General features: G+C 63.1%; 11 protein-coding genes, 1 tRNA gene and 2 pseudogenes. 6 read left to right on the top strand and 8 right to left on the bottom strand.

Features of this window, described 5'->3' with window-relative positions; all coding sequences use genetic code 11:
* Nucleotides 1–249: hypothetical protein (locus FJ426_RS31640; RefSeq protein ID WP_210242344.1), on the top strand; the 249-nt coding region annotated here is incomplete at its 5' end.
* A gap of 657 nt (nucleotides 250–906) precedes the next feature.
* Nucleotides 907–1,101, top strand: a complete 195-nt coding sequence (locus tag FJ426_RS31955) for an EF-hand domain-containing protein (protein WP_246675637.1) — start codon at nucleotides 907–909, stop codon at nucleotides 1,099–1,101.
* Between the two features lie 332 nt (nucleotides 1,102–1,433).
* On the opposite strand, the pseudogene FJ426_RS31960 reads toward FJ426_RS31955, so the two are convergent.
* A pseudogene (locus tag FJ426_RS31960) lies at nucleotides 1,434–1,538 on the bottom strand (DUF488 family protein); the annotation flags it as partial.
* 25 nt (nucleotides 1,539–1,563) lie between these two features.
* Here FJ426_RS31960 and FJ426_RS31080 point away from each other — a divergent pair.
* Nucleotides 1,564–1,734, top strand: a complete 171-nt coding sequence (locus FJ426_RS31080) for a DUF2188 domain-containing protein (RefSeq protein ID WP_140560670.1) — start codon at nucleotides 1,564–1,566, stop codon at nucleotides 1,732–1,734.
* Between the two features lie 229 nt (nucleotides 1,735–1,963).
* Here FJ426_RS31080 and FJ426_RS31085 read toward each other — a convergent pair.
* Nucleotides 1,964–2,039: transfer RNA gene (locus FJ426_RS31085), tRNA-Ile, on the bottom strand.
* Between the two features lie 145 nt (nucleotides 2,040–2,184).
* Here FJ426_RS31085 and FJ426_RS31090 point away from each other — a divergent pair.
* Nucleotides 2,185–2,895 carry an SIMPL domain-containing protein gene (locus FJ426_RS31090; RefSeq protein WP_140560669.1) on the top strand — a complete coding sequence of 237 codons (711 nt, stop codon included), beginning with the start codon at nucleotides 2,185–2,187 and terminating at the stop codon, nucleotides 2,893–2,895.
* Between the two features lie 282 nt (nucleotides 2,896–3,177).
* Here FJ426_RS31090 and FJ426_RS31095 read toward each other — a convergent pair whose 3' ends face one another.
* From FJ426_RS31095 to FJ426_RS31965, 3 genes are all read right to left on the bottom strand, one after another.
* On the bottom strand, nucleotides 3,178–3,534 hold the full coding sequence (locus tag FJ426_RS31095; protein ID WP_140516721.1) for a hypothetical protein: 357 nt from the start codon (nucleotides 3,532–3,534) through the stop codon (nucleotides 3,178–3,180).
* A gap of 257 nt (nucleotides 3,535–3,791) precedes the next feature.
* Nucleotides 3,792–4,238, bottom strand: coding sequence for a YcgN family cysteine cluster protein (locus FJ426_RS31100; protein WP_140560716.1), 447 nt, complete (start codon nucleotides 4,236–4,238; stop codon nucleotides 3,792–3,794).
* 380 nt (nucleotides 4,239–4,618) lie between these two features.
* On the bottom strand, nucleotides 4,619–4,975 hold the full coding sequence (locus FJ426_RS31965; protein WP_246675638.1) for a hypothetical protein: 357 nt from the start codon (nucleotides 4,973–4,975) through the stop codon (nucleotides 4,619–4,621).
* 99 nt (nucleotides 4,976–5,074) lie between these two features.
* Here FJ426_RS31965 and FJ426_RS31105 point away from each other — a divergent pair, with 99 nt between their 5' ends.
* Nucleotides 5,075–6,559, top strand: coding sequence for an OmpA family protein (locus FJ426_RS31105; protein WP_226880540.1), 1,485 nt, complete (start codon nucleotides 5,075–5,077; stop codon nucleotides 6,557–6,559).
* A gap of 365 nt (nucleotides 6,560–6,924) precedes the next feature.
* Here the strand turns inward: FJ426_RS31105 and FJ426_RS31110 are convergent, their stop codons facing one another.
* From FJ426_RS31110 to FJ426_RS31120, 3 genes are all read right to left on the bottom strand, one after another.
* The gene (locus tag FJ426_RS31110; protein WP_140560668.1) at nucleotides 6,925–7,791 is read right to left on the bottom strand and encodes an NAD(P)-dependent oxidoreductase; all 867 of its coding nucleotides are present in this window, start codon (nucleotides 7,789–7,791) and stop codon (nucleotides 6,925–6,927) included.
* 143 nt (nucleotides 7,792–7,934) lie between these two features.
* Nucleotides 7,935–8,615, bottom strand: coding sequence for a helix-turn-helix transcriptional regulator (locus FJ426_RS31115; protein WP_140495896.1), 681 nt, complete (start codon nucleotides 8,613–8,615; stop codon nucleotides 7,935–7,937).
* A gap of 8 nt (nucleotides 8,616–8,623) precedes the next feature.
* Nucleotides 8,624–9,496, bottom strand: coding sequence for a S1C family serine protease (locus tag FJ426_RS31120; RefSeq protein ID WP_140495897.1), 873 nt, complete (start codon nucleotides 9,494–9,496; stop codon nucleotides 8,624–8,626).
* Between the two features lie 168 nt (nucleotides 9,497–9,664).
* On the opposite strand from FJ426_RS31120, the pseudogene FJ426_RS31970 reads away from it, so the two are divergent.
* A pseudogene (locus FJ426_RS31970) lies at nucleotides 9,665–9,799 on the top strand (serine protease); the annotation flags it as partial.

Consider the following 9,799-nt stretch of genomic DNA (forward strand, 5'->3'; position numbering starts at 1 on the left):
TTCGACTGCAACGCAGGTTCCCGTTGTGCCAAGCTCTACAATGCATGCCGGCGGAGCGCCAAGCAGTGGTGGGAGCGCATGTTCCATTCCAAGCGGCGTTCGATCATCTTTTTAGGAGCAGCCTGCGAGCATTCTCTATCTCACCATTTCGGCAGCAACGATCACCGTGGTTTGTGTTCCTCGATTGCGCGTTCGATAGCCTTTACGCGTCTCACCCAAGCGAAGGTCGGCAGTCTGGAAATCGTCTGATGGCCGCGCCACTGACAGTCTCCGAAGCCGACAGTTCCTCAACACGGGTTCGGGCGTCCAGCCGTGTGAAGATGCAATCGCTTCCAGTTTGGCGGCGGTTTGCGTCGTCGGCGCCCGCCAAACGGTGAGTACCCCGCAGCCGTGAGCGAGGCGGCCCATCAAATGACCGAAGATGTTGTCGCTCGACATCGCTGCATCGTACTTCAGCTGCCGAACCTCACGATTTGAGCTTCTATTGTGCAGCTTGCATCCGGAACCAAAGTCTGAGGAGCAAGTTTGGCCGTGAATGCCGAAGTTTGGCATGGCCATTCAAGGAAGGAGAATCCGATGAAAGTACAATGTGGGACGACGGCAGCTGCCGCTGCTTTGGTCATGTTAAGCTTGCCGGCGCTGGCCCAGACGAGTGGGACACCGGAGCTTAAGCCGCCGCCGCAGCAGTCTGGATCCACACCACTGCCAGGCCCTAACAAACAGACAGAAGACCAGACGCGTGAGATGATGCGGCAGATGATGGACGAGATGTTACAGGACAAGCTGCAGGGAGATCGCGGCCCCGAAGAAAGGCCTCCGCATCGGCAAGATTGGCACCGGGACATAGGGCAAGGGCCGCACGATGGGGACAGGATAGCTCGAAAGCCTGATCGCATGGGGCCTCGCATGATGCACGCGGCCAGGATGAAAATAATGTTTGCGATAATGGACGCCGACGGGGATGGAGCACTTTCGCAGAGCGAGATCCAGGATGTGATCGGGAGGATATTTGACGTCGTCGACGAGAACGGCGATGGCAGGATTGACTTGGAGGAGATTGAATCCTTCTCACATAGTCGCGGAAGTGGAGAGATGCAGTAGCACTTCGAACTTAGGCGCTTTTTTGGACGCTATCCCTAGCATCGGTTGGTAGTATGCCCGGCTGGTCGATCGGACCTCCACACCGATGCGAGCATGCTCGTGCAGTGACCCGAAGCAGGCAAGCGTCTCTTCAATTCGTGGAACGTGCCAGAGGCCGAAGTGCCTCGGCGCTTCCAGCAAGGTTTCATGAATTGGCTCAGTTCCGCACCCTGATGGGCGGCTGGTGCAGGCAAAGCACGTCTATTCAAATGCAGGACTGCACAAAACCCGGCGCAAGCCGAACATCCGCCTCACACACCCGACCTTGCGCGTCTCCGATGCCGCGGCGGCGCGGACTCGCCACGACTGATCAGATAATTCGCGACGATTCTCCTGTGGCAGCGCCACCAAAGCGTTTCCGAGCACATGATGGCGCACCGCTGCTGCCTGCCGACGGACAAACGAACCTTAACGGAGACTTTCATGGGCAAAAATCAGCATGTCGTACCTCGCGACGGTCAGTGGGCGGTGCTCGGCGCCGGCAATAACCGCGCCACTTCGCTTCATCCGACCCAAGCCGGTGCGATCGCCTCGGCAAGAGACATCGCCATCAACCAGCACAGCGAGGTGGTGATCCATAGCCCCAACGGGTAGATCCGCGACTCGAACTCTTACGGCAACGATCCCTTCCCGCCGCGCGGTTAGCGGCTTCAACACAAGGATATCCTGCGCACGTAAAAATAGGCGCTCTTCTTTCTTATCAGACCAGCGACTTTTGCCACCCAAAACCACCCAAATGTTGGAGCCAATGTTGGAACCATACAGGGCGGAAAGCGCTTTGGAAACAGCAGTTTGTAGGATTTACAAGGGGTCTAGAGGACGATGGTGGGCCCGGAGGGACTCGAACCCCCAACCAAGCGGTTATGAGCCGCCGGCTCTAACCATTGAGCTACAGGCCCCACGCGGGCTGGATTAATGTTTTTCGCATCGCGGCACAAGGCTTTCCGGGACCGCTGGTCACAATCGTCCAAATCAGCCCATAATCGCGCCATAAGGAGCCTCGTGCGCCCGCTGGGCGCGGATATGCTTACCCGAGGAGATTTTATGACCAGACCTCTTTTGCCCCTCGCACTCGCCGCCGCCATCACCTTTCCGGCGCTGGCCGCGGCCGCTGAGTCGCCGACACCGCCCCGTATCGTGGTTTCGGGCGAAGGGGCGGCGACTGTAGCGCCCGACCTGGCGGTCCTGACGCTCAGCGTCATGCGCGAAGCCAAGACGGCGCGCGCCGCACTGGATGCCAACAACGACGCCATGGCGGCCGTGATCGCCGCGATGAAGTCGGCCGGCATCAAGGACCGCGACCTCCAGACCGCGGGCATCCAGATCAATCCGCGCTATAACTACACAAACAAGCCCGACGGCGGCCAGGAGGCCGAATTGATTGCCTACCAGGTAACCAACACGCTATCGGTGCGCGTGCGCGACGTCGACAAGACCGGCGAGATCCTCGACAAGGCGGTATCGCTGGGGGTCAACCAGGGCGGCGGCATCGTCTTCACCAACGACAATCCGGCTGCCACCGTTACCGAAGCGCGCAAAAAGGCGGTGGCCGATGCCATGGCCAAGGCCAAGACGCTGGCGGAAGCCGCCGGCGTCAGCATAGGCCGGGTGATCGAAATCACTGACCAGAACATCGCGCCGCCACCGATGCCGATCAACGCCAAGGCCTTCGACGCGGCCGTCGGTGCTGCTCCGGTGCAGGCCGGCGAGAACGCCTACAATGTCCAGGTCACGGTTACCTTCGAACTGAAATAAGCGCCTTCGATGGTCCGTGGCCGGGCCCGGCCCTGAACCGTCCGCCATGGTGCACGAAAAACCCCGCAGGATCGCTCCCGCGGGGTTTTTTTGAGCCGCATTCTTCCCGAAGGAAAGCGGCTCCACTACTCCAGACCGACCTTCGCAGAAGGTCGTGTCTCCAGACTGATCCTGAAAGGATCATGTCTCCAGACGGATCTTCGCAGAGGGTGGTGTCTGCGACTGACCCCGCAGAAGATCATGCCGCTACCAACCCTCGCAGAAGGTCGCGCCTTAAGAGGCTCAGCGGTTGATGATCGGGCAACCACGCTCATTGGCGAACACGATGACGACGCGGTCGCCATACTGGCGGCCCATCACCTTGACCGTGCGGCGGCTGACGTCGACGACGCGGGCACGGTGCAGCCCCATGCGTTCGGCCTTGTTCAGGGCCCAGTCGGGCGAACAGCCGCGGCGCCAGTCGTCGCGGCGTTCATCGCGGCGGTGGCGATAGCCGTCATCGCCGGCATAGACGCCGAAGCGCGGATCGTTGTTGTTGCCGAAGCCCAGGTAAAGGCTGTCGGCATGGGCGGGAACGGCCGCCAGCGTGCCGAGGCCGACGAGGGCCGAAAGGGCTGCCGTTTTCACCGAGTTGAACATGGTCTTCTCTCCTTGTTGCGGGCTCTCGCCCGTCCTCTTGAAATCGATGATGGGAGAATGCACCCGCCTGTCTGAACTATTTACGAACCTGCCGTTCATCGGCGGTTCATGTGGCGGAAAAAGGAAGCTTCTACGGGTTTTCCAACAATGTGCCCCAAACGTCTCGCATGGTTCCTGGTTCCTGCGCGCCCTTGCGGACACCGGCCTCAGGGCTCGTCATCCCGATGCGAGCTATGGTTCCTCGTCCCGATGCGAGCTTATGGCTCGTCGTCAAGCATATAGTCGAAATAATCCTCCGGCTCGGCCAGATCCGTCTCGTTGGCCTTGACCCGGCCGCGCATCGACATGCCGGCCTCATGCACCGTCTCGGCACTGCCCGACACCAGACGGTGCCACCAGTAGAGATCGTGCCCCTCCGCGACCAGCCGGTAGGCGCAGGTGCTGGGCAGCCAACTGATGGTGCGTACATTTTGCGGCGTCAGCCCGACGCAATCGAGAACGCGCGCCAGCCGGTTGTGATAGTCTGAACAGCGGCATGTCTGCGCGTCGAACAGGCGGCAGCCGACGCTGGTCCAGTAGATGTCGCCAGTATCCTCGTCCTCGAGCTTCGACAGGCAGCATTTGCCGCAGCCGTCGCAGAGCGATTCCCACTCGGCCGGGCTCATTGCTTCCAGCGTCTTTGTTTTCCAGAACGGCGTTTCCATCTCCGGCATGTGGCCCCAGCCGCCGCGAAGGTCAAGCAGGGCAAAGGCTGGAATGGGGCGGCACCCCCGTCGAAAGACATGAAGTTGCCTTCAAAAGGCCGGCCAATCGCCCCGTACGGTCCCTAACCATGAGCCGCCGGAACCAATTTCGCTAAAATCGGTTTCGGCAAGGATGGGACCCCACAAGGAGAATTTCGATGAAACGCCAACCACGGATTCTGGCAGGCACCGCACTCGGCCTGCTGATGGCATCCGCGCCGTTGGGCGCATCCCCGCTTCAGGGAAGTGCCGCGTTCGGCCCCATGCGAGACAGCGCAATGCCGCTGGTCCTGGCCCAGGACACCCAGACTGACGATGCACAGCAGAGCGACCAGGAACTGCTACGCAAGAAGAAGCGCGATCAGCAACAACAGCAGACCGAACAGGCACCCGCACAGCAGCCCGCGCCAGCCGCCGAGGAACAACAGCCACGCAGGAAGAAGCGCGATCAGCAGCAGGTCGAGCAGGCGCCCGCTGGTGAAGCCGCGCCCGCCGTCGAGGAACAACAACCGCGCAGGAAGAAGCGCGATCAGCAACAGCAGACCGAACAAGCCCCCGCGCAGCAGGCCGCACCAGCTGCCGAGGAACAACAGCCACGCAGGAAGAAGCGCGACCAGCAGCAGGTCGAGCAGGCGCCCGCCGGTGAAGCCGCGCCCGCTGTCGAGGAACAGCAGCCGCGCAGGAAGAAGCGCGACCAACAACAGCAGACCGAACAGGCACCGGCGGGCCAAACGGAACCTGCCAACGACAACCAGCGCAAGAAGCGCAAACAGGAGCAGCAGGCCGAGCCCAGCGCCGTGCCGACACCGAAGGAAGCACCTGCCGCAGAAGCACCCAAGGCAGAACCGGCACCCTCAGGCGAGAGGCCGGCAGCCCAGGGCGAACAACCCCAGGACAAGAGGAAAAAGAACGCCAGACAACCGGCTAGCGAGCAGCCGGCCAATGGCGAACAGCAGCCGGCCAATGGCGAACAACAGCAAACCGGCAGGCAGCCTGCAACGGGCGAGCAGCCGGCCACGGGTGAACAGCCCAGTGCCGGCAAGGCCGCGCCTGTCCAGGGGCAAAACCCCGAGCAGGCCGAGACGTCCGCCGACAAGAACGCTGCCCCCATTCTCGACAGCCAGAAGGATGCCAGACGCCGCGGCCGCGGCGAGAACGGCCAGGCCAGCAGGAACCCCGCCAACCAGAATGGCGAGCAGCAAAATGGCGAGCAGCAGAATGGTGGGCAAAACGCCCGGCAGGGCGGTGCTCAGGGCCGCCAACCCGCGGTCGCTCCCGTCGACCAGGGTCCGCCCCCGACCGACGATAGAGCTGCTCAGCAGGAGATCAAACCGGAAAAAATCGTCCCGGTTACCGAGGAGAAGGGCAAACGCCTCGAGCGCGCACCGGACGAGAACATCCGCGACCGCCGCCGCCCCAAGGGTGTCGACGTGCTCAAGGAGATCGGCGATCGCGTCATCATTCAGCTCAACGATCAGACATACGTTCAGAGCAGTGACCGGCCGCGCCTGACCCGCGGCGCCAAGGATGTCTACTATGAGGATCTGTCGCAAGGCCGCACGCGCGAGACAGTCGAGCGCGACAACGGCGTGCAGATCGTCACCATCCGCAACCGCTACGGCGACATCATCCAGCGGTCGCGCATCATGCCCGACGGTCATGAGTATGTGTTGAGCTATGTCGACGAACGAAGCTACGACGACGATAACGATTGGCGCGATCCGGGCGACGACCTACCACCGATGCGGCTGACCATTCCGCGCCGGGACTACATCCTTGACTCCGAAGAGGTCGAAAGCCCGGACGACTACTACACCTTCCTCGAGCAACCGCCGGTGGAGAAGGTGCAGCGCCTCTATTCGATCAACGAGGTCAAGCGTTCCGCACGGGTGCGCGACATTGCCCGGCGCATCGATCTTGACACGCTGAACTTCGAATTCGGCTCTTCCTCGATCTCCGATGCCGAGGTGCAGAAGCTCGAGGGTGTCGCCACGGCCATGGAGAAGCTGTTGAAGAAAAACCCGGCCGAGACTTTCCTGATCGAAGGCCACACCGACGCTGTCGGCACACCGGAGGCGAACCTCGCTCTGTCGGACCGCCGCGCCGAAGCGGTGGCCGAAGCGCTGACCAACGCCTTCGGCATACCGCCTGAAAACCTGACCACGCAGGGCTATGGCGAGGAATATCTGAAGGTCGACACCTCAGGCCCCAACCGCGAGAACCGGCGTGTCGCCATCCGCCGCATCACCTCGCTGGTGGCGCCGGTGGCGAGCAACAACTGACCATGGTCGGGAAAGCTGGAAACCGGCTTTCGGAAAAGATCATGATCCATCAAATGTCTGCATTTCCAGACGCTTGAGCAGGCTTCTGGAATCGGATCGGTAAAAGGCCCATCCCGGCTAAACCGGGATGGGCGAGATCGCGGGCAACGGCCCCAAGTTCAACAAGAATTGTCCTGGCGTTAGATCCCGCTCATTGAATCGCGAGGTGGCCTACCCCAGATTCAGGATCGGGCGTTCCCTGCCCCGTCCCGACTCCAGCGGGACGCACTGAGCCCCGCCGGCCCTCTCCGGCGGGGCTTTTTGCTCAGAGCAACTCCAGGAAAATCTGAAACCGAGTTTCATCCGGAATTGCGCCTCGAGACAGCTTAGAAAGCCGTCCTGATCTTCGTGCCGGAATTGGCAAACACCTCGTCCGGGACAAAAAAGTCGCCGGCCAGCGGCCCGGCCGCACCCGGCGCATACACCGAAAAATCGCTGATCCCCTCGGCGCGCAGCACTTCCTCGTCGATGTAGAAATTGCCGGTCGCTTCGCGTGATGGCCGCATGAAGATGGCATGCGCGGCATCGGCCATGATTTCGGGCGAACGGCTCATCGCGGCCACCGTCGCGCCGCCCAGAAGATTGCGCACCGCCGCGGTATCGATGGTCGAGATCGGCCACAGCGAATTGACCGCGATGCCGTCCTTGGCGAACTCCGCGCTCATGCCCAGCGTGCACATGGACATGCCGAACTTGGCCATGGTGTAGGCGACATGGTTCTTGAACCACTTGGCCTTCATGTCGAGCGGCGGCGCCAGATTCAGGATATGAGGATTCCCGGCCAACTTCAGGTGCGGAATGCACATTTTGGAAACGAGAAACGTGCCGCGCGTGTTGATCTGGTGCATCAGGTCGTAACGCTTCATGTCGGTTTCCAGGGTCCCGGTGAGCTGGATGGCGCTGGCATTGTTGACACAGATATCGATGCCGCCGAATTTTTCGACCGTCTTCGACACCGCTTCGGCCACTTGCGCCTCCTCGCGAATGTCGCACAGGACCGGCAGCGCCTTGCCGCCGGCTTGCTCGATCTCTTCAGCGGCGGTGTAGATCGTGCCCGGCAGTTTCGGATGTGGCTCGGCGGTCTTGGCCGCGATCGTCACATTGGCGCCGTCGCGCGCGGCGCGCAAGGCGATCGCCAGCCCGATGCCGCGCGACCCGCCGGAGATGAACAGCGTCTTTCCCTTGAGCGACATTTTTCCTCCGCTTGCATTGTCCGGTGGCGCGATCCTTGCCTGTGGCGGTCCCGGATACAAGAGCTTGCGGCGGCAGGCCATGCTGACGCTGCGGAGGGTCCATTCGTTGGCGATGATCGTCAAATTCCGGCTGAGACGTCACCTCAGACCAACACCAGCCCCTGCCGCATGGCAATGGCGATGGCATCCGTTCGGTTGGCGGCGCCGAGCTTGATCAGGATCGCTGCGACGTGGAACTTCGCCGTATGCACGGAAATGTCGAGCCGCCGCGCGATTACCTTGTTGGGGGCGCCCTCGGCCAGCAGCGCCAGCACTTCCGCTTCTCGCGGCGACAGCGCCGGGCGGGCGGCATGCTCGTCGGGATGCTCCTCGTCGAAAAGGCCGTCGCCGCCAATATCGCCGCCGTGGAAATCATCGCGGCGGCCAGGAACGGATCCGCTGTCGCCAAAGACGCGGTAGCCGGCCGCCGCCAGCCTGGCGGCGGCCGCAATCAGCATTGCATCCGCCGCCGTCGGCAGCACGGCGAACACCTGCCCCTGCGGCCGTGCCAGGCCGGCCTGCGAAGACAACAGCACCCGCGCGGTCGCGGCGGGAACGGCGTCGCCCTTCCCTGTTCCCGCACCCGTGGGGCCGGCGGTCTCGTCGACGATGGCGACATCAACCGCTTCGCTGCTGCCCGGCGTCACCGGCAGCAGATCGTCGGTCGCGGCAAGCGACGCGGACAGCCGCTCGGCGCGCGCGGCATCACCGAGCGCGACCAGCACGACCAGCTGCCGCTCGCCGGTGCCGCTTTGCGTCATCTCGCCTGTCGCGATCGCGTCCATTAATCCTCTCAGCTGAGCGGCTTTTCGCCGACCGTCAGCGCCACGTCGCGCTGTTCTCCGCCGCGCACGACACCGAGCGTAACCGAAGCTCCGGCGCTGTCGGGCCCGAGCCTGCGGATCAGCTCGCGCGGGCCGCTCACCGCCTCGCCGTTCCAGGCGACGATGATGTCGCCGAGGGAAAGGCCGGCGGCCTTGGCCGGACCGTTGTCATCAAGGCTCATGACGATGGCGCCGCGGGCCTCGCCGTCGCGGATCGGATGCAAGCCGGCGCCGAGATAGCCGCGGGCGACATGGCCTTTTTCGCGCAGCGTCGCGACCGCCCGCTCGATCGTCTCGTAAGGCATGACCAGCGCGCGGCCGCGCGGCCCGAACAACAGCATGCCGATCAGCGCGCCCTTGGCATCGAGCACCGGGCCGCCCTCGAAACGGCCGCCGGCGCCCACCGCCAGGTTGATGCGCCGGTCGATGGTGCCGCCGCGCATTGAGCGCCAGGCCGGGCCGACTTCGCCGACCGAGCCTGAAACTGCCAACGCCGAACCCCGGCTGTTGCCGATGGCGACGGCAATGTTGCCGGGCCGCACCGCATCCGCCCTGGCCAACGGCTCGGCATTGGTAGCACCGGCCGGCTTGAGCAGGGCGACGCCGGTCGAGGGATCGCGGCCGACAAGATCGGCCTTCACCGTCTCGCCCGAAGCCAGCGTCAGCTCGATCTCCTCGCCGGCCTCGACGGCTTCCTCGGCGGCAACGAAGTAGCCGTCGCGCCAATGGAAAGCGCTCGCTGTGCGATGATTGTGGGTGGTGAAGCTCGCGGTCGCCGGCGCCGCCTTGGCTGCCAGATCGGCAATGGCTTCCGAAAAGGCACTTAGATTGAATTCGCTCATAGCAGTCTCCTGGGTTCATCCATGCCCCAGATATCGCGCGGCAGCGCGCTTGGAGATACTCGCCTGACGGCTAGTCGGCCGGGCGACTGGCCATCTGGTCAGGTCGCGGCGGATGAAGCCGCTCCGCACATATAGTCATCGTTGCGCCTGAAAACATGGAGCCTGCCAATGGCCGTTGCTGCCGCCAAATTCCAATCCGACGACGCGCTGCTCGACGCCTACTCGACGACGGTGGCCGATGCTGTCGACCGCATCGGCCCGGCTGTCTGCCGCATCGAGCGCATCGGTGGCCAGGGCGGGCAT

Source organism: Mesorhizobium sp. B2-6-4 (assembly GCF_006441495.1).
GTDB lineage: Bacteria > Pseudomonadota > Alphaproteobacteria > Rhizobiales > Rhizobiaceae > Mesorhizobium.

Coding starts and splice junctions, on each gene's coding strand:
- FJ426_RS31115 (WP_140495896.1), bottom strand. CDS start 8,615: ATGGACGCGATCGCGACAGGCGAGATGACGCAAAGCGGCACCGGCGAG.
- FJ426_RS31110 (WP_140560668.1), bottom strand. CDS start 7,791: ATGTCGCTCAAGGGAAAGACGCTGTTCATCTCCGGCGGGTCGCGCGGC.
- FJ426_RS31120 (WP_140495897.1), bottom strand. CDS start 9,496: ATGAGCGAATTCAATCTAAGTGCCTTTTCGGAAGCCATTGCCGATCTG.
- FJ426_RS31955 (WP_246675637.1), top strand. CDS start 907: ATGATGCACGCGGCCAGGATGAAAATAATGTTTGCGATAATGGACGCC.
- FJ426_RS31080 (WP_140560670.1), top strand. CDS start 1,564: ATGGGCAAAAATCAGCATGTCGTACCTCGCGACGGTCAGTGGGCGGTG.
- FJ426_RS31090 (WP_140560669.1), top strand. CDS start 2,185: ATGACCAGACCTCTTTTGCCCCTCGCACTCGCCGCCGCCATCACCTTT.
- FJ426_RS31095 (WP_140516721.1), bottom strand. CDS start 3,534: ATGTTCAACTCGGTGAAAACGGCAGCCCTTTCGGCCCTCGTCGGCCTC.
- FJ426_RS31100 (WP_140560716.1), bottom strand. CDS start 4,238: ATGGAAACGCCGTTCTGGAAAACAAAGACGCTGGAAGCAATGAGCCCG.